Below are 22,252 nucleotides of genomic sequence, written 5' to 3' on the forward strand. Positions count from 1 at the left end.
GAATCCGTCACATGAGCGATATCAGTGAAGTCACCCAGCACGACAAACGCCGTTTCGCCGATGATCCCGGTGCTGGTCTGCGCGCTTGCCATTTTCCTGTTGTCGGCGATGGACGCGGCGATGAAGAGCCTGGTTATCGCCGTCGGCGTCTACAACACCGTGCTGTGGCGCAGCATGCTGGCGACCGTGGTTGCGGGCACGACCTGGGCGGCGGGGCCGCGCACGCTTCCCACGCCTTCCGTGCTCAGGCTGCATGCGCTGCGTGCCATCGTCGTCGGTATCGTCCTGCTGTCGTTCTTCTGGGGGCTTGCCAGGCTGCCGCTGGCGGATGGGATCGGGCTTAGTTTCGTCGCTCCGCTGTTTGCTCTTCTGCTGGCTGCGCTGCTCCTGGGCGAACGCATACAGCGCCAGGCGATCTGGGCGTCGCTGGCCGGCATTGCCGGCGTCGCCATCATCATGGCCGGACAATTCGGGCAAGGGAACTATACCGGGGATGCCCTGCTCGGTACGGTGGCGGTGCTGGTGGCGACGGTGTTCTACGCCTACAATCTGATCCTCTCGCGGCGGCAGGCGCAGGTGGCCAAGCCGGTCGAGATCATGCTGTTTCAGAACCTGTGCGTTGCCGCCGTCCTTCTCCCCGCTGCGCCCTGGCTGGCGGTTTCCCTGCCGGGCAATCTCTGGCTTCCCCTGGCTGGCGTGACGGCACTGTCGCTCTCCGGCCAGTTCCTGATGAGCTGGTCCTATGCGCGGGCAGAAGCGCAATATCTGATTCCGACGGAATACTCGGCCTTCATCTGGGCGATCGTGTTTGGCTGGCTGTTCTTCGACGAGGCGGCGACCTGGACCACGCTGGCGGGTGCGGCCTTGATCGTCGCCAGTTGCCTGATCGCCTCGCGCTCAAATCCCAGACTTGCCGAACCGATCGAAGCCGCGGTGTGAAGGGGCGCTGTTGTCAGCGCACCACTTCGCGATGACCGCTGGGCAGGCGGGTGGCGATCAGCTTGTCGATGCGGCGGCCGTCGAGGTCGACGACCTCGAAGCGCCAGCCTTGCGCATCGACGCATTCGCCCGTCGCCGGCAGATGATGCATGTGGGACAGAACATAGCCGGCGACGGTTTCGTAGTCGCGGTTCTCCGGCAAGTCTATGCCGAGAACCTCCGCCATCTCGTCGGCCTGCATGTAACCGGCGAGCAGCCATGAGCCGTCCTCGCGCTTGACGGCGTTTTCCTCCTCGCCGGCGTCGAGGTCGGCGCGGAAGACACCGGTGATGGCTTCGAGAATGTCGGCGGGAGTGACGATGCCTTCGAAATGGCCGTATTCGTCATGCACCAGCGCCATCGGCACGTCGGAATCCTTCAGCTTCTGCAGCACGTCGAGCGCGTCGGCCTGGTCATAGACGATGGGGGCGGCGCGCACATGTTTGCGCGGGTCGAGCGGGCGGCCGGCAAGGATCGCAGCCAGCACGTCGCGGGTCTGGACGACGCCGACCATGACATCGACGCCGCCATCGCCTGCCGGCAGGCGCGAATGCTGTGTGTCCATCAACAGCTTGCGGATGGCGCTCTCATCCGCCTGCAGATTGATCCAGTCGACTTCGGTGCGCGGCGTCATCACCGCGCGCACTGCGCGATCGCCAAGCCGCATGACGCCGGCGATCATGCGCCGCTCGTCGGATTCAATGGTGCCGTGATGCTCGGCTTCGGCAACCAGCATCTTGATCTCCTCGTCGGTAACCTTATCCCCGCTCTCGCCGCGCTGGCCAAGCAGCCACAATATGGCGCGGCCGGAAATGTCGAGCAGGAAGACGAGTGGCGCCGAAACGGTGGCGAGGACGGTCATCGCAGGCGCCGCCCTCACGGCGACCCGCTCGGGATCGCGCAGCGCGATCTGCTTGGGCACCAGTTCGCCGACGATCAGCGAGAAATAGGTGATGATGGCGACGACGATGCCGACGCCGAGCGGATCGGCGATGGTCTCGCGCATGCCGTTGGCGGCCAGGAACTGTGCCAGCCGCTCGCCCAGCGTGGCGCCGGAAAAGGCGCCGGACAGGACGCCGACCAGCGTGATGCCGATCTGTACCGAGGACAGGAATTTGCCGGGATTGGAGCCAAGCGCCAGCGCGCGCCCGGCGCCCTTTATGTTGCGGTCGATCATCGCCTTGAGGCGGGCTGGCCGTGACGAAACGATGGCAAGCTCGGACATTGCCAAAAGGCCGTTCACGCAGATGAGGACGGCTACGGTCGCGATTTCAACGTATAGCATGAGGGGTCAATAGCATTGCGGCGGGCTGCTGGAAAATAGTCCGCGATGATTTTTGGAAAATGACAGTGGCAACTCGCAACGGTACGGCCCAAAAGCATCGGACAGCTTGCCGCCATTTTCAAATGCTTTTTCCGGCCTTACGGCAGTTGCCGCAGGACGCCAACGATGGCCCTGCCGTCGGTGAAATAGGGATCGCCGCCGCCATTGCGTCCGGCTTTGGTGGCGCCGATGCCAGGGATATCGCCCACCGAGATCACCATGCCGGCCGCAGTCAGGTCGTGGATCACGAGATCGCGCTCGGCGTCGATGTCGGGACCGATATGGTGAGTGATGGCGCCGGTGTCGTGGCTGAGACCAACGCCGCGATCGAAGCTGGCCGAGCCCAGCCAGAGCGGGCGGCCGTCGTCGCCGGTCGCATCGGTGCGCCAGAAGCGGACATGATGACGCCGGTCGGCGCTGCCGCCGACCGGCTTTTCAAAGGCGAGGTCCTGGGCGCGGCCTTCGAACAGCAGCCGGCTGACCGGGGCGTCGGGATAGGGATGATCGAACAGCACGCTTTCACCGATTTCGATCGCGGTTTTCAGCGTCACGCCATCGGCCGTGTCCCAGCCGGCCAGGGCGAAGGCATGCACAAGCTCCTTTTCGCTGCCGACAAGGCCGACATTGATCGGGTCGCCCGGAATGCCTTGCGGCGTATGCGTCACCATTTCGAAGGCCTGCTTGCGATAGCCGCGGTCGCGAAACGTCCAGAATTCCGGCGCGGCGACATAGGCAAGCGCCAGCCAGGCAGCCACGATAGCCGCCAGCCAGATCGTTGCGCGTCTTCGAAGGCTTTTTCGACCCACCTGCCGCCGCCTGCTTGTGAGGCTCACCTTATGCGGCGTAAACGGGTTTTGGCAAAGAGAGCCGAATACCGTCAGCGGCAGGCGCGGTAGCCGCTCTTGCGGTTCTTGATGTCGAAATGGAAATGGTTGCGGTGGTCGTAATTGTAGCCGGGGCCGAGCACGGTGGTGAAATACTGGCAGCCGTCGGCGCGCACATTGTTGAGGAAGCCGCGGGTGCGGAAGGCGAACAGGCCCGGCTTGCGCACGTCGATGTCGTCGCCATTGTTGAGCTCGATGCTCATGACGTCGAGCGCGTTGCCCTTGCCGTGCTCGGATAAGACACCTTCACCGGCGATGTTGCGGCAGGAATAGCTCGAGCCCTGGTGGATGGTTTTCACGCCCGAGAAATAGCGCCAGCGGGCCGAGGGAACCAGTTCGTTCCTGGTCCAGGCGGCAAAGCTGGCCGCCATGTTGCAGGTCAGCGTCGCCGCCGGTTTCATCTCGATGCCGGCGATGGAAGAGACCTTGACCGGCCAGTCGATGCCGCACTGTCCTTCATGGATCGGCTGGACATCGGTGTAGGCGACGCGAAGGCTCTTCAACTCGCTACGGCAGTCGATTTGGCTGGCCGGCATCTGCTCAGGCTCCGACATCGGCTCGTCCATGCGCGGATAGGCGGCGGTCATGTAGGGGTTGGATGGGACGAGCTTCTGCATGCCCTCATATTGCGGGACGGCCGCAGTCTGCGAGCCGACGTCAACGGCCGGCTGCAAATTCAGCACGCTGCCGGTGTTGCAGGCCGAAACGGCGGCCAGCGCAAGGCCGGAGGCCGCCATCGCCGCGCGTTTCGACTGGCGCAAGGAGGCGAGAAAAACGGCGCGAAATCTGCCGGCCATTGACGGAATCCCGTTGACGGATATCCGGCATTTTAACGATCAAGGGTAAAGGAAAACTCAGCGCATGCGTTCACGCCTGCGGCCGAAATGCGGCAGCCTGCCAGCCTACTGGCAGAAGGTGCCGCCGTGCCGGCGCGGTTCGAGATCGAGGTGGAGATGCAGGGCGTGGTCGACGTCGGCGCCGGGTCCAAGCACGGTCTTGAACGGTCCGCAGGCCGCCTTGCGCACGGCGTTGAGGAATTTGCCGTCCTTCTCGGGCGGCGTTGGACCGACTTCGATCTTCCTGCCGTCCGACAAGGTGAAGCTGGCGATGTCGAGGGCGTTGCCGAAGGCGTGTTCCGACAGTTTGCGCGTGCCGTGGCGCGGGCGGCAGACAAAGGCCGATGCCTGGTTGATTGATTTCAGGTTGGCGCCGAATTCGTCCTTTGCCGCCGGCTGGATGACATTGGCGGCAAAGCGGGCAGCCGCCTCGGCCATTGGGCAGTTGAGTTCGGTCGCGGGCCCGATGGCGATGGATTTGCCGAGTGATTTCAGCATGATCGGATAAGGGATCGAGCAGCCGATATCGGGATTGCTTTCAGCCTGGTGTCCTTCGAATTCGACGCCCAGAGCCCTCAATCGTTCGCGGCAGGCAACTTCCTCCGCCGGCATTTTCGCGTCGGGCAGATCGGCCGAGCGGGGGTCGGGGAGCATCTTCTTGTCGTCGGCATCCGCCGGTTTTTCGGGCGGCTGCGGGGCGATGACCGGCGGCTCTGCCTCCGGCTTTGTGGCGTCGGGCCTTTCGGTCGGAACCGGCACCACTGCCGGTGGCTCAGGCTCGCTTTCCGTATCGTTTGACTGCTCTGGCGCCGACGGCTTCGGGGTTGACGGTCCGGGCCGCGCCTGTTTTTTGAATCGGGATTTCTCTTGATTGAACCGGTCGTCATTGAACTTGGCAGCGGTCTTTGGACCTTCGGTCTTTTGCTCTTCGGTTTTTGCGGCGTCGGTTTTCTGCGCCTCCGCGGGGCGCGTCTCGGGCACCGGAACATCGCCAGCTGAGGGCTGCGGCTCCGGCGTTTTCGGTTCTGCCTGGCTCGGCGCAATATGCCGCTTGCCGCGCGATTTCAGGCGGTGCTTGCTGCGCGGCTTTGACGGCCGGTCGGCCCGTTGTGTCAGCAGTTGCTCAACCCAGGAAGGCTTGTGAGGCCGTCTATGCTTCGCGTCAGCAGGCGTCGTGAGCAATCCGGCCACCACCATGGCCAGCGCCAACCCGCATATTCTGGAAAAGACAAGCGCCGCCATTGGCCCTAAACGGCGTGGGCTTGCGGAGGTTGCCGGGAAAAGCGCGTGCGCCCGATCACGATCGGTTACCCCGGCGTTACGCGCCGATCGCCTCCAGCCCTTCCTCCAGCCAATCGGCCAAGAGCGGCATGCCGAGCAGATATTTTGCCGTGCGCTTGTTGGCGCGCTCGCGCGCGGCGGTAACCGCATCGGCCCATTCCGCCGCGTCATAGTCGCCGCGGCCGACCCAGGCCAGCGCGATGAGTTCGGCCGCTTCGTCGACATTGAGGTCGTTGATCAGTTCGCGCAGCTCTTCCTCGCTGAGGTTTTCCGAGCTTTCCTCGGCAAGCCCGTCATGGTGGTGATTGTCGCGCGTGTCGCCGTCGAACTCGACCTCATGCTCGGCGCCGTCGGTATAGTCTTCGTTGACGGCCGCGCTCAGACCCTTTGCCTTGAGAATGAACAGCCGCACGGTGTCCGGGCCGATCGATAGCTCCCATTCCCGTTCACGGCGCTGTTGCACTCTCGCGCACTCCCGCTGGTCATTTCGCGGATGATAGCGGATTTGCAGCGCGCGTCACGTCACCTTCGGCCGGCTGGCGTCATGGCTGGCGGAATTTTGACTCGTGCGGCTGTCTTTTGAAGCGGTTTTGGCAAATAGTTTTGCTGGCGGTGGCTTTTCCGGGATGAAATGATGTCGGCCTGGCGTTAGCGTTTCATCATTATCCCTCAAGGAGGCTTCGATGCGCAGACGATTGCTGATTCAAGTTCTAGCTGTTGCCGCCCTGCCGCTGTTTGCGGCGCCCGCATTCACCGCGGGTGAAGGCGGCGGAGGCGGCGACGGCGGGAGCACGAAATGCAAGAAGGGCGAGGTCTGGGACAAGAAGCTCAAGAAGTGCGTCGCGCCGAAGTACGGCATGCTCGACGACGACAACATCTACGAGGCCGGCCACGATCTGGCGATGGCCGGGCGCTATGATGAGGCGATCGCCGTGCTCAGCCTCGCCGAGAACAAGCAGGATCCGCGCATCCTCAACTATCTCGGCTATTCGCACCGTCATTCCGGCCGCGTCACGGTCGGCCTCGGCTACTACGAGGAAGCGCTGCGCATCAATCCCGATTACACGCTGGTACGCGAATATCTCGGCGAGGCGCATCTGCAGATCGGCGACCTCGCCGGCGCGCAGGAGCAGCTGGCCGAAATCGAGAAGCGCACTGGCAAAGGCTCGCGCGAATACGGCATGCTGGCCGAACAGATCTACCATTTCATGAGAAGCTGAACCCCACCCCAACGGCTTCTTTGGGTCGGCTGCGAGCAATCGCAGCCGGCTTTTTGCTGTCGTGGCCGCAACTCAGCGCGCATGCCGTGGCGACAACTGCACAATTGGCTCATGATTTTTCAAAAGTCCGCTTTTTCAGCGTGAAAAGCGCGCGAAGATCGCTATATTAGGGGAAATTGCGGTGAAACGGTTCCGTTAGCCCGAGGCTGCCGGACCCGTTTTCTTTTTGTACCCATCGACAAGGCTTTCCCCGAAACGCGGGGGTGGCGGCAGGAAAGGTCAGGCATCATGAACAAGGTCCCGATGACAGGCGAGGGCTTCGCGTCATTGAAGGAAGAACTGCGTTGGCGCCAGCAGGAAGAGCGGCCGCGCATCATCGAGGCGATCTCCGAAGCGCGCTCGCATGGCGACCTGTCCGAAAATGCCGAATATCATGCCGCCAAGGAGTCGCAGAGCCTTAATGAGGGCCGCGTCAACGAGCTCGAAGATTATATCGCGCGGGCCGAGGTGATCGACGTCACCAAGCTCAGCGGCGATAAGGTCAAGTTCGGCGCCACGGTGGTGCTGGTCGACGAGGACACCGAGGAGAAGAAGACCTACCAGATCGTCGGCGACCAGGAAGCGGACGTGAAGTCGGGCCGTATCTCTATCTCGTCGCCGATCGCGCGCGCGCTCATCGGCAAGGAAGTCGGCGACGCCATCGAGGTCAACGCGCCGGGTGGTGCACGGGGCTACGAGATCGTCCAGGTGCAGTTCATCTAGGACCTCAGATAATTCTGAAAGTTCTAAGCCGGCGCTCGTGATTTGAGCGCCAGCTGCTTTTCAGCTTCCGCCACCACCTCAACCGGCGTCAGGCGCTGCCCTGCGGCGGCAAGCAGCGTTGAGGCATACGCTCCGCGCGGGCCGGTCAAACCGGGTTCCGTCGCCAGGAAAATCGCGATCGTCGGCAGGCCGAAGGCGCTGGCAAGGTGGGTCAGGCCGGTGTCGGCGCCGATGATCAGGCTCGAGCGGCCAAGGATGGCGGCGATCTCAGCCAGCGGCGATTTTGGCACTGCGATGGTTGACGGCACGGCTCTGGCGATCGCCTCGGCCACGGCCTTCTCGCGCTCGTTCGACCAGGTGGTGACCGGCGTGAACTGCCGTTCAGCCAGCAGCCGGGCGGTTTTGATCCAGTCTTCGGCCGGCCATTTCTTGTCCTCGCGGCTGGTGCCGTGCAGCAGGAAGGCGGTTTTGCCATCGATGCCGGCCACGTCGCCCGGAGGCGGCACAATCCCCGATGACAGCGTCGATAGATCGGGCTTGTAGTCGAGCGCCAGCCCGAACAGCCGGCGCGTGCGTTCGATGGCGTGCAGGTCGCGCGGCACAGCGTATTTGCGCTGGTAAAACAACGTTGCCGATGGTTCTCGCGCGCTTGCGCGGTCGAAACCGGCAACCGGCGCGCCGGCCTGGATGGCGACAAAGGCCGACTTCAACAACCCCTGCGCATCGATGATCAGATCGTACTGGCCCGCCTGCAGTTTCCGGCGCAAGCCGGCCATCTCGCGCCATGTACCGCTGTCGAAAAGGTGCTTGCGCCAGCGCCGGATCGCCACCTTGTGGATGGTTCGGATCCCCGGATGCAGCGCAACGATGCCGGCGAAGGCCTCTTCCACGCACCAGTCGAAGGAAATGTCGGGACGCGCGCGCCGCGCATCCTCGATGGCGGGAAAAGTGTGGATGACGTCGCCCATCGACGATGTCTTGACGATCAGCACCTTCATGCGACGGCCGGCATTTCCAGCAAGCGGTCGACCGCCGCAGTTACGCGTTCGACATCGAGTGTTTTCAGGCAGTTGAGATGGCCGAGCGGGCAAACCTTCTGGTGGCAAGGCGAGCAGGACAAATGCAGCCAGATCAGCTCGCGCTGCTCGGCAAGCGGCGGCGTGTTTTCCGGCGAGGTCGAACCGTAGACGGCAACGATCGGCGTGCCGACGGCAGCAGCGACATGCATCAACCCACTGTCGTTGGATACAGCCAACCTGGCAGCGGCGATCAGGTCGATGGCGTCTTCCAGCCGCGTTTTGCCTGCGAGATCGATGACGCCGGGCGCGAGTGCCGCGATCTCGGTGGTGACGTCGCGATCGTTCTTGGAGCCGAACAGCGCGACCTTGAATCCCTTTGCCATTATCTCGCGGGCGAGACCGGCATAGCTTTCGCTCGGCCAGCGCTTGGCCGGGCCGAATTCAGCGCCGGGCATCAGGGCCACGAATTTTCTCGGCTGCAGGCCGAAGCGGGCCAGAAGCTCGTTCTGATTGCCCGCATCGACAGTGAGCCGCGGGGGCCGGAAGTGTCCGCCCTGGGCGAGACCGAAATAGGCCTGCGCAGTGCGCCGTTTGACGGCATCGGGCAGCGGCACGATGTCGGTCAGCAGGCCATAGCGCATTTCGCGCAAATTGCCGAAACGGCGCGGAATGCGCGCAAAGAACGGGATCAGCGCCGACTTCCAGCTTCCCGGCAGGACGTATGCCATGTCGTAGCGGCCGCGCAGCAGGCGGCCGAAGCGGCGGCGAATGGTGAATTCGAGCGCGCCGGCTTTCAGTGGAAAATCGATCTGCTGGCGGATCTCGGGCATGCGCTTGACCAGCGGGGCGGCCCAGGCCGGCGCCAGCACGTCGATGGCGGCGTTGGGATGGAGCTCCTTCAGCGCCGAGAACAGGCACTGCGCCATGACCATGTCGCCCACCCAGCGTGGGCCGATCACGAGGATCGTTGGGCTTTCAGCCATTCGACATAGTCTCTGACGCCGGTTTCCACGCTGCGGAATTGCCCGTTATAGCCGGCTGCGCGCAAGCGGGACATATCAGCCTGCGTAAAACTCTGGTAGCTGCCCTTGAGGTGGTCTGGAAACTCAATGAACTCGATCTCGCCCTTGCCAAGCGTATCGATGACGGTCTCGGCGATGGCGCGAAACGGCTGGGCGCGGCCGGTGCCGCAGTTGAAAATGCCGCTGGCGCCGCGCTTCCACAGCCACAGATTGACGTCGGCGACGTCTCCGACATGGATGAAATCGCGGCTCTGTTCGCCCGGCCCGAAACCGTCATAAGCGCCGAACAGCTTGGGGTTCTCACCGCGCCCGACCTGGTTGAACAGATGGAAGGCGACCGAGGCCATGGCGCCCTTATGTGCCTCGCGCGGCCCGTAGACGTTGAAATAGCGCAGGCCGACGACCTGCGAATGGTCGGTGTCGAACACCGTGCGCCTGACATAGTCGTCGAACAGTTTCTTCGAATAGGCATAGACGTTGAGCGGCCGCTCGAGCGCCGGATCCTCGCGGAACTCTGAGCCGCCGCCATACACGGATGCCGAGGAGGCGTAGAGGAGCGGCACGCGCAGCGACAGGCAGGCATGCAGCAGCCGCTTCGAATAGGCGTAGTTTACCTCCATCATGTATCTACCGTTCCACTCGGTGGTGGTCGAGCAGGCGCCCTGATGGAAAACGGCCTCGATGCGGCCGAGATCGCCGGCCTCGAAGCGCGGCAGGAATTCGTCCTTGTCTAGATAGTCGGCGATCTGCAAGTCGGCCAGATTGGCGATCTTGTGGCCGTCGGTGAGGTCGTCGACGACGAGGATGTCGTCATGGCCTTCGGCGTTGAGTGCGGCGACGATGTTGGAGCCGATCATGCCGGCGCCGCCCGTGACGATGATCATGAAGGCCTCTGGTTGCTTGCGATTCCGGTCCTTATAAGGGAGGCCAGCCGGGCTGTCGATGAAGCAGACGGTTGCGCCGCAGTTGCGCTGCAAAGCTTCCGCTTCACTCGATCCACGCCGCCCTGACATCTTGAGGTGCAAAATGCCGTCGACCGAACTGCTCATTGCGTTTTTCGCCACCACGGCGATCTTCGCCTACATCCCAGGCCCGGCCATGCTCTATGCGGCTGCGCAGACGATGGCGCGTGGGCGCTGGTCGGGGCTGACGGCTGCACTTGGCATACATCTCGGCGGTTATGTCCATGTCTTTGCGGCTGCGGCCGGCCTGTCGGTGCTGTTCCACGCCGTTCCGCCGCTCTATATGGCGGTCAAGCTCATCGGCGCGCTCTATCTGACCTGGCTCGGCGTCGCCCTGTTCCGCAAACGCGGGGAGGGGGATGCGGCATTGCCCGTCATCGAGCGCAAATCGGCGCGCCGCGCGTTTTTCGAGAGCATCACGGTCGAAGTGCTCAATCCGAAGACGGCGATCTTCTTCATGGCGTTCCTGCCGCAGTTCATCGATGCCTCGGCGGGCTTCCCGGTCTGGCTGCAGTTCGTCGTTTTGGGCACCATCGTCAATCTGATGTTTTCTTCCGCCGACATCGTCTGCGTGTTGCTGGCCGGGCTGGTGATCGGCCGGCTCAAGCGCTCCAGCCGGGCGCAGCGCCTGATGCAGCGGGCAGGCGGGGCGGTGCTGGTTGGACTGGGCGTGCATGTCGCCCTGCAGAAGAGCTGACGGCTGCTGCCTGACGTTGCGCTGCGTGGATTTGCGGTATATCGGCTTCGCCATGAACGATCCGGCCCGTAAATTGACAATTTTCAGCGTGATTGAGATCGGCCTTTCCCTCGCATTGCCAGTGACATGATCAAGCACAATCCGCCTTCTCCCGAGCCCCTGCACCGCGCCATTGCCCGCTTTGGCGACGTCGCCGTGCTAGTGGTCGGCGACTTCATCCTCGACCGTTTCGTCAACGGCGTCATCGAACGCATCTCGCCGGAAGCGCCCATCCCGGTGCTGCACGGGCGCGGCGAGACATCGACGATGGGCGGCGCCGGCAATGTCGTCGCCAACATCGTCTCGCTGGGCGCCAATGCCATCCCGGTCTCGGTGATCGGTACCGATGTGGCCGGTGACAATCTGGTGCGCATGCTTGGCGAGCTCGGCGCCGACACGGCAGGCATGGCGCAGGAGCGCGGCCGCATGACGTCGTCGAAGAGCCGCTTCAGCGCGCTCAACCAGCAGGTGCTGCGCTTCGACGAGGAAGAGATCAAGCCGCTCGACGACAAGGAGCGGGCAGGCTTGGTCCGGCATTTTCGCGACGCACTCTCTCGCGCCGATATCGTCATCCTGTCCGATTACGGCAAAGGCATCTTGCTCGATGGCGTCGCCGCCGAACTGATCGCCATCTGCCGCGAGGCGGGAAAACCGGTGCTGGTCGACCCCAAAGGACGCGACTATGCGCGCTATGCGGGGGCAACCGCCATCACCCCCAACCGCAAGGAGCTTGGCGAAGCCGTGGGTCATCCGGTTTTCGCCGATGACGAGATTGTCGAGGCAGCACGCGAATTGATTGCGGCGCATGGCTTCGACTTCGTCGTCGCCACCCGCAGCGAAAAGGGCATGAGCGTCGTCGGCCACGATGAGGCGCGCCACATTGCCACGCAGGCGCGCGAAGTGTTCGATGTGTCGGGCGCCGGCGACACCGTCATTGCGAGTTTCGCGCTGGCTCTGGCCGCGGGTGCTGATCGCGTCATGGCCGCTTCGATCGCAAATGCTGCCGGCGGCGTGGTGGTGGGCAAGCGCGGCACGGCGCGGCTCACCGTCGAGGAACTCACCGGCGCGCTGTTCCGCTCGCACGGCCCGACCGCGCACAAGGATGCCATCCTCGATGCCGCATCGGCAGCACGCATGGTTGCGGCGTGGAAGGATGAGGGCCTCAGCGTCGGCTTCACCAATGGCTGTTTCGATATCCTGCATGCCGGCCATGTCAGCCTGCTGCACGCGGCGCGCAGCCAGTGCGACCGGCTGGTGCTCGGCCTCAACAGCGATGCCTCGGTGCGCAGGCTGAAAGGACCGGGCCGTCCGGTCAACGACCAGCATGACCGCGCCTGCGTGCTCGCTGCCCTGGCGTCGGTCGATGCCGTGGTCGTCTTCGACGAGGACACGCCGCTGGCGCTGATCGAGGCGCTGCTGCCCGACATTCTGGTCAAGGGCGCCGACTACACCGTCGAAACCGTTGTCGGGGCCGATGTGGTGCAGAAGGCGGGCGGACGTGTCGTGCTGGTCGATCTCGTCGCCGGCAAGAGCACCACCGGCACGATCGGCAAACTGCGCGCCGACACCACAAACTGAGGGATTTCATGTCCGGACTGAACGATTACTTGGTCCGCTCGGCGGCTGCCATCACCGCCACGGTCGAGCGTGACCTGACCGACGAGATGGAGCGCGCGGTGAGCGCTGTCGTGTCGGCGCTTTCGTCGGGCAAAGCGCTGCTCATCGCTGGCAATGGCGGCTCGGCCAGCGACGCCATCCACATCGCCGGTGAACTGGTCGGCCGCTTCCTGAAGGAGCGCAAGGCCTACAATGTCATTGCGCTGCCGGCCAATGCGGCGGTGCTGACCGCCTGGGGCAACGACTACGGCTTCGACACCGTGTTTTCGCGCCAGGTCGAGGCGCACGGCGCGCCCGGCGGCGTACTGCTCGCCATTTCGACCAGCGGCAATTCGCCGAGCATCCTCGCCGCCGCCGAGCAGGCGCGGATGATGGGCATGACGGTGATCAGCCTGACCGGCGACACCGGCGGCAAGCTCAAGCCGCTCACCGACATCCTGCTCAACGTGCCCTCGACCTCGACGCCGATCATCCAGCAGGGGCATCTCTGCCTCTACCACTATCTCTGCGAAGTGGTGGAAGCGCGCCTCAGCAATGGCTGACACCGGCGCCTCCGGTCCATACCCGCTGGCGGAGCCCGGCCTATGGGTCGAGCGAGTTGGCCGGCGGCTGTTTGTCGTCGGCGCTCCGGCGCTGTTTCTCGACCGCGACGGCACCATCAACGTGGATACCGGCTATCCCGACGACCCCGCCGACATCGTCTTACGGCCGGAAATGCTGCCAGTAATCCGAACTGCCAATATCGTCGGCCTTCCTGCGGTCATAGTGTCCAACCAGTCGGGCATTGCGCGCGGCTACTTCGGCTGGCCTGAATTCGCCGCCGTGAATGCCCGGCTGCTGGCACTTCTCGAAGCCGAGCAATGCCGTATCGATATGGTCCTTGCCTGTGCCTATCATTCGAGTGGCACGGGTGAACTGGCGATAGGCGATCATCCGATGCGCAAGCCCAATCCAGGTATGCTTTTGCGTGCTCGTGATCTGCTGGGCGTGGACGTCGGTCGATCGATCATCGTTGGCGACAAGGCTGACGATATGGAAGCCGGTCGACGGGCCGGGCTGGTAGAAGGCTGGCTGGTCGGCGGCAGGCTCAACAAAAGGGCGCCCGACGGTAGTTTCACGACGCGCAAGCTGATGACGGGCAATGATTACCGCAGATTGTGCGACGTAGTCGCAGGGTTGGGCGTGGCTTAGAACGCCACCAGCCCCTCGTCCTTGACGCGGCGGATGGTGAGTGCGGTGCGCACCGTGTCGACATTGGGCGCCGAGGCCAGCTCTTCGATGACGAAGGTCTGGAAGGTGCCGAGGTCGCTCGCCACGCAATGCAGCAGGAAGTCGGATTCGCCCGACACCATCCACGCGTCGCGCACGATCGGCCAGCCGCGGGTGCGCTCGGCGAATGTCTTGAGCTCGGCATCGGCCTGGTGATGCAGGCCGATCAGGCAGAAGGCGACGACGTCCATGCCGAGCGCCGGCGCGTTGAGCAAAGCGCGATAGCCTCTGATGATGCCGGTTTCCTCCAGCCGCCGGACGCGGCGCAGGCAGGGCGGCGCCGAAATGCCGACCCGGCTCGACAGTTCGACATTGGTCATGCGCCCGTCGGCCTGCAACTCGCGCAGAATCTTCCAGTCGATGGCGTCGAGGTCGGCTTTGAGCGGCATGGCTGTCTCAGCTTGAGCGCAAGAATCTTTCGCGATCTCGTCATTAAACGACTTTTGTGTCGATGCCAGCCCTTGGTCGGGCGATTTTAAGGCGGTAACGAAAGCGGCGACCCACGCGAAATAAGCCTGTGGGCCGAAGCTTTCCGGGGACGACGGCCTGTTCGTCTTGCTGGCGTGGTTGGCAACCCTTACATTACCGGCACCGTTTCACGTCTTTTTCCAAGGCACACTCGATTGTCTGCCCCGCAGAGGCTTTAGATGACCACCAAGCACGCGCCTGTCCTCATCATCGGTTCCGGCCCCGCCGGCTATACGGCGGCGGTCTACGCCGCGCGCGCCATGCTGAAGCCGATGCTGGTCGCCGGCCTGCAGCAGGGCGGCCAGCTGATGATCACCACCGATGTCGAAAACTATCCCGGCTTCGCCGATCCGATCCAAGGTCCGTGGCTGATGGAGCAGATGCTGAAGCAGGCCGAGCATGTCGGTACCGACATCATTAACGACATCATCACCGAGGTCGATCTCAATGTGCGGCCGTTCCGCGCCAAGGGCGATTCCGGCACCACCTACACGGCGGACGCGCTGATCATCGCGACCGGCGCGCAGGCGAAATGGTTGGGCATTCCGACCGAACAGACCTTCATGGGCTTTGGCGTGTCGGCCTGCGCCACCTGCGACGGCTTCTTCTATCGCGGCAAGGATGTCGCGGTGATTGGCGGCGGCAATTCGGCGGTGGAGGAGGCGCTCTACCTCTCCAATCTGGCAAAAAGCGTGACGGTCATCCATCGGCGCAACGATTTCCGAGCCGAGCGCATCCTGCGTGAGCGGCTGCTGAAGAAGGACAATGTCCGCGTCATCTGGGACACGATCGTAGACGAGATCACAGGCCGGCCCGGCAAGACGCCGCTGCCGCCTTCGGTCGAAGGGCTGAAGCTCAAAAATGCAGTGACCGGCGAGATCAGCCATCTCAAGGTCGACGGCGTGTTCGTGGCGATAGGCCATGCGCCGGCGGTCGAGCTGTTTGCCGGCAAGCTGAAGCAGAAGCCGAACGGCTATCTGTGGACGGCGCCGAATTCGACCCGCACCGACGTGCCCGGTGTGTTCGCCGCCGGCGATGTGACCGACGACATCTACCGCCAGGCGGTGACCGCCGCCGGGCTCGGCTGCATGGCCGCGCTCGAGGCGGAAAAGTACCTGGCCGGCATCGAGGTGCACCGAGAAGCGGCGGAATAAAATCTATCAAGACGGCAGAGCAAGCCGTTCAAAAGCCTGATTTTTCATTCAGACGCCAAAAACAGAACGAGGGGAACTCAATGGCGTTGGACTGGGACAAGCTTCGCGTGTTTCACGCTGCGGCGGAGGCTGGGTCTTTCACCCATGCCGCCGAGACATTGCATCTGTCGCAATCGGCGATTTCACGCCAGGTCAGTGCGCTCGAACATGATGTCGGTGTGCCGCTGTTCAACCGCCATGCCCGCGGCCTGGTGCTGACCGAGCAGGGCGAGATGCTGTTCCGCACTGCGCATGACGTGCTGATGAAGCTCGAGACCATCAAGTCGCGGCTGACCGAGGCCAAGGACCGGCCGTCCGGCGTGCTCAGGGTGACGACCACTGTCGGGCTTGGCGCCGGCTGGCTGACCGAGCGGGTGCAGGAATTCATTGAACTCTATCCCGAAATCAGCCTGCAGTTGATCCTCGCCAATGAGGAGCTCGACCTCACCATGCGCCAGGCCGATTGCGCGATCCGGTTGCGCCAGCCGCAGCAGCCCGATCTGATCCAGCGCCGCCTGTTCACCGTGCATTTCCACCTCTACGCCTCCCCGGCCTATGTCGGCAAACACGGCAGGCCGACCTCGGTCGCCGATCTGAAGAACCATCGAATCGTCACCTTCGGCGTGCCGGTGCCGTCGCATCTGTCGGAACTGAACTGGCTGGAGACGATCGGCGATTTCGAAGGCGGGCAAAGGGTTCCGACACTGCAGATCAACGACATCTTGTCGATCAAGCGCGCCGTGCAGGGCGGCGCCGGCATCGCCATGCTGCCCGATTATGTGATCTCCAAGGACTCCGATCTGGTGCAGCTTTTGCCAGAGACCGAGGTGCCGTCCTTCGACACCTATTTCGCCTATCCCGATGCGATGAAGAACCAGGCCAAGCTGCATGTGTTCCGCGATTTCATCATCGCGAAAGCACGCAGCTGGTCGTTCTAGGGGCACGTCGATATTCAGGTGAGGCCGGCCTGCGAATGATGGCTTCCTGCGCTTCCGGTGCTCACGTACTTGAGTACGCTCCGCTCCGGTTCCCGGATGCCACCATTCTCGGCTCAGCCTGACCTGAAACTCAACATGCCCCTTGGCGCTCAATTATCCCCGCCACGGCGTCAGCCGCGGCAGCCAGCCGGGGACGTTGCGGCGGTAGGTCTCGTATTCGGCGCCGTAGCGGCTGGCGAGCGTCGGCTCTTCGTAGAACTTGACGAAGGAGCTCATGACGACCGCGCCGATAGCGGCATAGGCAACGACGGGCCAGCTCGAAAACATTAGCGCCTGGCCGACGATGATCGACAGCACGGCGACATACATCGGGTTGCGTACATGGCGGTAGGCGCCGCCGATCACCAGCTTTTCCGTGGGCGCGACAGGTGCCGGCGTGCCAAGCCCTTCGAGCGCGAATCGGGCGAAGGAATGGATGAGCAGGGCGATGGCCGCGACGATTAGGATTCCGCCAACAGGGACGAAGCCGGGTACCGTCGACAGCGGCAGACGGTAGTGGTCCGCCAGCAGCCAGGGCACCACACCGGCGACGACGCAAGGCGCTGCGATGAAGAAGACCGCGCTGCCGGCGATCGCCTGCGGTGTCCGCATTTCTGGTCTCCTTTGCCGTGGCCGGGCGTTCCGATTCTGACCGGTGCCGCAAAAATAAACGCGCTCTGCCTGATTCCGTGTCATTTGGCATTTCTGCATTTCGGCGCGAAAATCAGGGCCATGATGGTTTTGTGACGGCAATAGGCCGGTCGCACAGGCCATTTGAAGTCTTTTTCTGGTCCTATCGGCCTCTGAAATGGGTTAGACCACAGCCTGCGCCTTTTTGCATGCGTGTGTTGCAAAATAGATGCTTGTTTCTTGGGCATGATCAGCACATATATAGATCATCTCCTGGGCGCGTTCTCCTCCCATTAGCGCCCTCGAGTGTTCCCCTCTGGAGGTTAGCCTTAGCAGGCACTTCCAATCAAACTCAGCCGGATCTTCGTTGATCCGGCTTTTTTGTTTTAAGGGCCTGCCGCAGCCGGCGAAAAAACCGATCAGAATTGCCGCGTAACAGTGACATGTAACCTCGGGTAACCTGTCGCAGGCGCGATTCATCGTTTAAGTAGATTATAGGACGCGGTGTGGTTCGTCCGGGAGATGGGGGCATCACTCGGAAGATCCGGGCTCAGGCGGCTACCGCGTCCGAACCTATTCTTCTGCCAGTGCCGTATGGCGCGGCGGATACATGCGGCGGACCTGCCGTTTTCCTCCCAAGAAGACGGTCCGCACAAAAAACGGCGTCGGGATCATCCGGACGCCGTTTTTTGTGCGGATCAGACGCGGCCTTCAGAGCAGTTCACCGTTTCACTGAAACGCTGAACCGCTCTAGCTCATTGTTCTACGCGGCCTTGCCGTTGGCGTTCATCGCCTCGTCGGCCAGCCGTCCCGTAAGCTCCGCCATGTGATCGAAGGCACAGCGATAGCTGGCGACGCCGGCGGTTGCCGAGCGCAGTTCGATGATCAGATCGCCGATCTCGGCTTGCGGCATGGTCGCCTCGACGACATCCCATCCCGGCCAGTCAGGCCGCGCGTCGTAGCCGAGGATCTGGCCGCGCCTTTGCGGGATCAGCGCAATGATCTTCGACGTGGCTTCGGACGGGGTGACGATCTCGACCTTCATTACCGGCTCGAGCAGCACAGGCGAACAGGCCGCCATGCCTTCCTTCATCGCCAGCTTGGCCGCCATCTGGAAGGCCATGTCGGAGGAATCGACGGCATGGTAGGAGCCGTCGGAGAGGTTGACAGCGACATCGACGACAGGGAAGCCGAGCGGGCCGGATTTGAGATAGTCGCGCACGCCGGTCTCGACCGACTGAATATAGGTCTTGGGCACGACGCCGCCGGTTATGGTGTCCGAGAACTGGAAGCCGGAGCCGCGCGGCAGCGGCTTGATCTCGATCACCACATCGCCGAACTGGCCATGGCCGCCGGACTGCTTCTTGTGACGGCCGCGCTGCTGCACCGTCTTGCGGATGGTCTCGCGGTAGGGGACGGCAGGGGCATGGCCTTCGACCGGGATCTGGTTCTTGCCTTCCAGCCGCTCGCGCACGACCCGCAGATGCATCTCGCCGTGGCCTGACAGCACGGTCTCTGCCGAGTCCTGGTTGTGGCGCAGGCTGAGCGAGGGATCTTCCTCGGCCAGACGCTGGATGGCCGCCGACATCTTGACCTCGTCCTTGCGCTCCTTCGGCCGCAGGGCGAAAGCAAAGACGGGTTGCGGCGCTGCGAGCGTGACCAGCGGCTTGATGCCCCCCTTGGTGGAGCTCAACGTCTGGCCGGTCTTGACCTCGTCCAGCTTGCCCACGGCCACCGTGTCGCCGGCCTTGGCCGACGTGAGCTTGGACTGGTCCTTGCCGAGCATCTTGTAGATGCCGGAGACCTTCGCCGTCTCGCCGTTCGACAAATAAAGCTCGGCGGCATCGGCGATCTGGCCGGAGAGCACGCGCGACACCGACAGCTTGCCGCCATGCGCGGTGTGGATGGTCTTCATCACCTGGACGACGGTCTGATTGCCGTCGGGGACACCGAGCCGTTTTCGGGTGGCCTCGACATCCGGTGCGTCATGGCGGATCGCCTTCAACAGGCGCAGCACGCCATTGCCCTTTTCAGCGGTGCCGATCAGCACCGGGGTTATGGCGCCGGCGCGCAGGTCGGCGGAGAGATCGTCGAACACCGCGTCTTTCGGCGGCTCGATCTCCTCCAGTAACTGCTCCATCAACTGATCGTCATGATCGGCAAGGGTCTCCAGCATGGAGAAGCGGGCTTCCAGTTCGCGCGCCTTTTCGTCGCCCGGTATTTCGGCGACCTGGCTTTCGGCATATTCGCGGTAGATGTAGGCGCGCTCCAGCGCCAGGTCGATCGAACCGATGACCACGTTGTCCTTGCGCAGCGGAATCTGGCGCAGCAGCAGTGGCGCCGCGCTCGTCGGCTGCAGCATCTTCAGCGTGTCGCGCACGCCGGCGATCGCCTTGTCGACCTTGTTGAGGAACAGGATGCGCGGCACGCCGAGATCGTCGAGCTTGCGCATGATGAGTTGCAAGGCGGGGATCTTCTTCTCATCGGCCTCGGCGACGACCACGGCGATGTCGCAGGCGGCCAGCACCGGTTCGGCCTCGAAGGAGAATTCGATCGATCCGGGACAGTCGACGAAGGTGAGTTGCTCGCCCATGAATTCGGTGGTGGCAAAGGTCGCCTCGACGCTCATGGCGTGCGCCCGAGCCTCGGGCGAATGATCGGAAACGGTGCTTCCCGATGAAACGGGATTTTGGCGGGGTATGGCGCCTGTACGGGCGAGGATGGCTTCGAGAAGTGTCGTCTTACCGCTTGCAAAGGGACCGACTATGGCAATGCATTTCGGTCCCGTGCGTCGTCCTCCGGCGCGAGTACCCATGGCTGACCTCCACTCAGGCGTTTGCCCTTGGGTTGCGATCAGCAAAAGTGGAAACGGTTTTGCGCCGATCGCACCCTGTCGTGAGCGGCGGCCGGCCTGTTCGACCGTCGCGGGCGGGTTATTTTCGTTTAGCCTCCTGCCCAAACCCATCGTCCCACGGGTTAGCCGGCAGGGCAAGGAAAATAGAAATGCGCGGCAGTCAGGCGGACAAGCGAAAACCGGGATCAGAACCGTCGGGAGATTTTCAGCGGGCCTGGGTGCGGCTCGCCGGCCTGGCTGCGCTCTGCTTCACCACTGTCTCGGCAAAGCGCGACAGAAGCGGGTTGAACCGCTCCGGCTGTTCCCAGAAAGGTGCATGGCCGGCGTCCGGGATGACATGGCACTGCTCCCATAGCGAGGCGTAGGCCACCGTCTCGAAGTAGCTCAGCCGCACCAGCGGGTCATGCTCGCCATTGATCACCGCGACGGGAAATGAGGCGTGTTCGACCACCTGTTTCTGGTCGGCGCCCTTGCCGGCAAACATGCTGCGCGCCACGCCTGCGCGAAGCCTGCCGTCGGTGCGCCTTATGGCTTCGCGGAAAGACGGACTTGCGGTGTCGCCGAAGCAAAGCGCCTCAAAGCGCTCGATGTCGCGTTCCGAGTAGACCTTCTTGGAGGTGAGCAGCATGTCCCAGTTTGCGTGAAAGCCGCGCAGCATGCCGAGCGGTCCTCTCGACACCGGCGGTGCTCCGGTCAGCACCAGGCCGCCGACAGCATGATGGAAGCTGGCAAGCTCGATCGCCACATGGCCGCCGAGAGACCAGCCGAAGATGATGGCACGGTCAACGCCCAGCAAATCGAGAAGGCGGGCCGTCGTCTGCGCGAGACCGGTAATCGAATAGGCGGTTGCCGGGTCGCGGGCATCGGAGGACTCGCCATGGCCGGGAAGGTCGAAGGCGATCAGCCGGTGGGCATCGGCGAGCGGACTGTCGAACTGACGGGCAAACACAGCGCGCGAACTGCCCGAGCCATGGATCATGACGATGGGCATGCCGGATCCCGACGACTGGCTGAGGCGCAAATCGGCCTGCGGCGTGCGGATGGTGCGGTCAGTGACGCTCATGCTGGATTAGACCTTCAGATTTGCCTGAAGGCCAACATCGCATGGGGGGCTCTATATGTTCTTTAAACATGTGGTTAAGAAAGGATTGCTAGAAATCGACCGCCGGCTTGACTGCCGGGTCCAGGGCAACCACCGCGGAATCTCGACAATGGAACCAGTCCTCGATCTTCTTGTCTCGATCTGCAGCATCGCGACGGTCGGCCAGTATGTCTGGTCGATGCGGGCGCATTTCCAATCGCCGGCCATGTCTCCAGGCGCCATGATGATATCGGCGGCTGTGATCGCCACGGCGCTGTTCTTTCTCACCATACTGTGGATCCAATCGCAGCCGGTTTCGGCAAAGCTCATCGGGCTCGCCGTCGAATTGGCAAGCTCTGCCCTGTTCTGGTGGGCTATTGTCACGTCGCGCAAGGCGCGTCTGCGCTTCGCTTTTGCGCCCGACGATCCGCACAGCCTGCTGACCGACGGCCCCTATGGCTATGTCCGCCATCCGTTCTACACGTCCTACATCATCTTCTGGATCGGATGGGGGATCGCGACCTGGTCGATCTGGGCGATTGTGCCGGTCGCCGGGCTCGCCATCCTCTATGTGTTTGCCGCGCTCGGCGAAGAGAAGAAGTTTTCGCGCACGCCGCTGGCCGGCGACTATCAGGCCTATCGCGGTCGCGCCGGTCTGTTCTGGCCGCGGCTGGGGTGGTAGGCAGCAGGGGTAAGGTTTGCCGGATTGAGGATCGCCAGATGAAGATCATTGCCTGCGGCAGCGTGCCGACCATCATCGCCCCCGACAAGTATTTCACCGGCCGCGTGTTGCAGACGCCGATCATCGAGAAGGAAGCGCCGGCGCGGCTGCGCGCCACGCTGGTCAGCTTCGAGCCCGGCGCGCGCACCCACTGGCACACGCATCCGCTCGGCCAGACACTCTATGTCACTGCGGGCGCCGGACTTGCGCAGACATGGGGCGGGCCGATCCAGGAGATCAAGGCAGGCGACACCATCTCGTTCGAGCCCGGTGAGAAGCACTGGCACGGCGCAGGTCCGAAAACGACGATGACCCATGTCGCCATGCAGGAGGCGCTGGACGGCGTCCATGCCGATTGGATGGAAGCGGTAACCTCTGAACAATATGGCGGCTGAACGCTTGGCCGGCGAAACCGGCA

General features: G+C 63.2%; 23 protein-coding genes. 11 read left to right on the forward strand and 12 right to left on the reverse strand.

Features of this window, described 5'->3' with window-relative positions; genetic code table 11:
- Positions 1 to 60 precede the first annotated feature (60 nt).
- Positions 61 to 939, forward strand: a complete 879-nt coding sequence (locus ACWTU9_RS11925) for a DMT family transporter (RefSeq protein WP_455858509.1) — start codon at positions 61 to 63, stop codon at positions 937 to 939.
- 13 nt (positions 940 to 952) lie between these two features.
- Here ACWTU9_RS11925 and ACWTU9_RS11930 read toward each other — a convergent pair whose 3' ends face one another.
- The 5 genes from ACWTU9_RS11930 to ACWTU9_RS11950 form a co-directional block, all read right to left on the reverse strand.
- Positions 953 to 2,263: a hemolysin family protein gene (locus ACWTU9_RS11930; protein WP_455858442.1), complete on the reverse strand. Its 1,311-nt coding sequence runs from the start codon at positions 2,261 to 2,263 to the stop codon at positions 953 to 955.
- 137 nt (positions 2,264 to 2,400) lie between these two features.
- Complete coding sequence (locus tag ACWTU9_RS11935; RefSeq protein WP_455858443.1) at positions 2,401 to 3,108, reverse strand: LssY C-terminal domain-containing protein; 708 nt, start codon at positions 3,106 to 3,108, stop codon at positions 2,401 to 2,403.
- A 71-nt stretch (positions 3,109 to 3,179) separates the two neighbouring features.
- Entirely contained in the window at positions 3,180 to 3,983 is an 804-nt protein-coding gene (locus tag ACWTU9_RS11940; RefSeq protein ID WP_455858444.1) for an extensin-like domain-containing protein, read from the reverse strand.
- Positions 3,984 to 4,088: 105 nt separating this feature from the next.
- Positions 4,089 to 4,781, reverse strand: coding sequence for an extensin-like domain-containing protein (locus ACWTU9_RS11945; protein ID WP_455858445.1), 693 nt, complete (start codon positions 4,779 to 4,781; stop codon positions 4,089 to 4,091).
- Positions 4,782 to 5,340: 559 nt separating this feature from the next.
- Positions 5,341 to 5,766, reverse strand: coding sequence for a DUF3775 domain-containing protein (locus ACWTU9_RS11950; RefSeq protein WP_455858446.1), 426 nt, complete (start codon positions 5,764 to 5,766; stop codon positions 5,341 to 5,343).
- A gap of 220 nt (positions 5,767 to 5,986) precedes the next feature.
- On the opposite strand from ACWTU9_RS11950, the gene ACWTU9_RS11955 reads away from it, so the two are divergent.
- Positions 5,987 to 6,523 carry a tetratricopeptide repeat protein gene (locus ACWTU9_RS11955; RefSeq protein WP_455858447.1) on the forward strand — a complete coding sequence of 179 codons (537 nt, stop codon included), beginning with the start codon at positions 5,987 to 5,989 and terminating at the stop codon, positions 6,521 to 6,523.
- 288 nt (positions 6,524 to 6,811) lie between these two features.
- Positions 6,812 to 7,285, forward strand: a complete 474-nt coding sequence (greA, locus tag ACWTU9_RS11960; protein ID WP_181058741.1) for a transcription elongation factor GreA — start codon at positions 6,812 to 6,814, stop codon at positions 7,283 to 7,285.
- Positions 7,286 to 7,308: 23 nt separating this feature from the next.
- Here greA and waaC read toward each other — a convergent pair whose 3' ends face one another.
- Genes waaC through rfaD form a run of 3 tightly spaced genes read right to left on the reverse strand, consistent with a single transcriptional unit; the run spans position 7,309 to position 10,210 of the window.
- Positions 7,309 to 8,283: a lipopolysaccharide heptosyltransferase I gene (gene waaC / locus ACWTU9_RS11965; protein WP_455858448.1), complete on the reverse strand. Its 975-nt coding sequence runs from the start codon at positions 8,281 to 8,283 to the stop codon at positions 7,309 to 7,311.
- Complete coding sequence (gene waaF, locus ACWTU9_RS11970; RefSeq protein WP_455858449.1) at positions 8,280 to 9,287, reverse strand: lipopolysaccharide heptosyltransferase II; 1,008 nt, start codon at positions 9,285 to 9,287, stop codon at positions 8,280 to 8,282. The genes waaC and waaF overlap by 4 nt, the downstream gene beginning before the upstream one ends.
- Positions 9,260 to 10,210 (reverse strand): ADP-glyceromanno-heptose 6-epimerase, encoded by a 951-nt coding sequence (gene rfaD, locus ACWTU9_RS11975; RefSeq protein WP_455858450.1) that lies wholly within the window; start codon positions 10,208 to 10,210, stop codon positions 9,260 to 9,262. Before rfaD ends, waaF begins: the two co-directional genes overlap by 28 nt.
- 142 nt (positions 10,211 to 10,352) lie before the next feature.
- Between rfaD and ACWTU9_RS11980 the strand changes: the two genes are divergently transcribed.
- From ACWTU9_RS11980 to ACWTU9_RS11995, 4 genes are all read left to right on the forward strand, one after another.
- Complete coding sequence (locus ACWTU9_RS11980; RefSeq protein ID WP_455858451.1) at positions 10,353 to 10,985, forward strand: LysE family translocator; 633 nt, start codon at positions 10,353 to 10,355, stop codon at positions 10,983 to 10,985.
- A 126-nt stretch (positions 10,986 to 11,111) separates the two neighbouring features.
- Positions 11,112 to 12,602, forward strand: a complete 1,491-nt coding sequence (rfaE1, locus tag ACWTU9_RS11985) for a D-glycero-beta-D-manno-heptose-7-phosphate kinase (protein WP_455858452.1) — start codon at positions 11,112 to 11,114, stop codon at positions 12,600 to 12,602.
- An 8-nt stretch (positions 12,603 to 12,610) separates the two neighbouring features.
- Positions 12,611 to 13,183: a D-sedoheptulose-7-phosphate isomerase gene (locus tag ACWTU9_RS11990; protein WP_455858453.1), complete on the forward strand. Its 573-nt coding sequence runs from the start codon at positions 12,611 to 12,613 to the stop codon at positions 13,181 to 13,183.
- The gene (locus tag ACWTU9_RS11995; RefSeq protein ID WP_455858454.1) at positions 13,176 to 13,832 is read left to right on the forward strand and encodes a D-glycero-alpha-D-manno-heptose-1,7-bisphosphate 7-phosphatase; all 657 of its coding nucleotides are present in this window, start codon (positions 13,176 to 13,178) and stop codon (positions 13,830 to 13,832) included. Before ACWTU9_RS11990 ends, ACWTU9_RS11995 begins: the two co-directional genes overlap by 8 nt.
- Here the strand turns inward: ACWTU9_RS11995 and ACWTU9_RS12000 are convergent.
- A complete protein-coding gene (locus ACWTU9_RS12000) occupies positions 13,829 to 14,299 on the reverse strand; it encodes an Lrp/AsnC family transcriptional regulator (RefSeq protein WP_455858455.1) in 471 nt (156 codons plus the stop codon). The genes ACWTU9_RS11995 and ACWTU9_RS12000 overlap by 4 nt on opposite strands.
- A 258-nt stretch (positions 14,300 to 14,557) precedes the next feature.
- Here ACWTU9_RS12000 and trxB point away from each other — a divergent pair, with 258 nt between their 5' ends.
- Entirely contained in the window at positions 14,558 to 15,532 is a 975-nt protein-coding gene (gene trxB / locus ACWTU9_RS12005; RefSeq protein ID WP_455858456.1) for a thioredoxin-disulfide reductase, read from the forward strand.
- A gap of 80 nt (positions 15,533 to 15,612) precedes the next feature.
- A complete protein-coding gene (locus ACWTU9_RS12010) occupies positions 15,613 to 16,509 on the forward strand; it encodes a LysR family transcriptional regulator (RefSeq protein WP_454585543.1) in 897 nt (298 codons plus the stop codon).
- Positions 16,510 to 16,662: 153 nt separating this feature from the next.
- On the opposite strand, the gene ACWTU9_RS12015 is transcribed toward ACWTU9_RS12010, so the two are convergent.
- The 3 genes from ACWTU9_RS12015 to ACWTU9_RS12025 form a co-directional block, all read right to left on the reverse strand.
- On the reverse strand, positions 16,663 to 17,160 hold the full coding sequence (locus tag ACWTU9_RS12015) for a methyltransferase family protein (RefSeq protein WP_455858457.1): 498 nt from the start codon (positions 17,158 to 17,160) through the stop codon (positions 16,663 to 16,665).
- A 781-nt stretch (positions 17,161 to 17,941) separates the two neighbouring features.
- Positions 17,942 to 19,993 (reverse strand): elongation factor G, encoded by a 2,052-nt coding sequence (locus ACWTU9_RS12020; RefSeq protein ID WP_455858458.1) that lies wholly within the window; start codon positions 19,991 to 19,993, stop codon positions 17,942 to 17,944.
- A gap of 244 nt (positions 19,994 to 20,237) precedes the next feature.
- Complete coding sequence (locus ACWTU9_RS12025; RefSeq protein ID WP_455858459.1) at positions 20,238 to 21,095, reverse strand: alpha/beta fold hydrolase; 858 nt, start codon at positions 21,093 to 21,095, stop codon at positions 20,238 to 20,240.
- Between the two features lie 148 nt (positions 21,096 to 21,243).
- Between ACWTU9_RS12025 and ACWTU9_RS12030 the strand changes: the two genes are divergently transcribed.
- Both ACWTU9_RS12030 and ACWTU9_RS12035 read left to right on the forward strand, forming a co-directional pair.
- The gene (locus ACWTU9_RS12030) at positions 21,244 to 21,795 is read left to right on the forward strand and encodes a methyltransferase family protein (RefSeq protein ID WP_455858460.1); all 552 of its coding nucleotides are present in this window, start codon (positions 21,244 to 21,246) and stop codon (positions 21,793 to 21,795) included.
- A gap of 38 nt (positions 21,796 to 21,833) precedes the next feature.
- Complete coding sequence (locus ACWTU9_RS12035) at positions 21,834 to 22,229, forward strand: (R)-mandelonitrile lyase (protein ID WP_455858461.1); 396 nt, start codon at positions 21,834 to 21,836, stop codon at positions 22,227 to 22,229.
- Positions 22,230 to 22,252 lie beyond the last annotated feature (23 nt).

The sequence above is a fragment of the Mesorhizobium sp. 128a genome, from assembly GCF_053848025.1.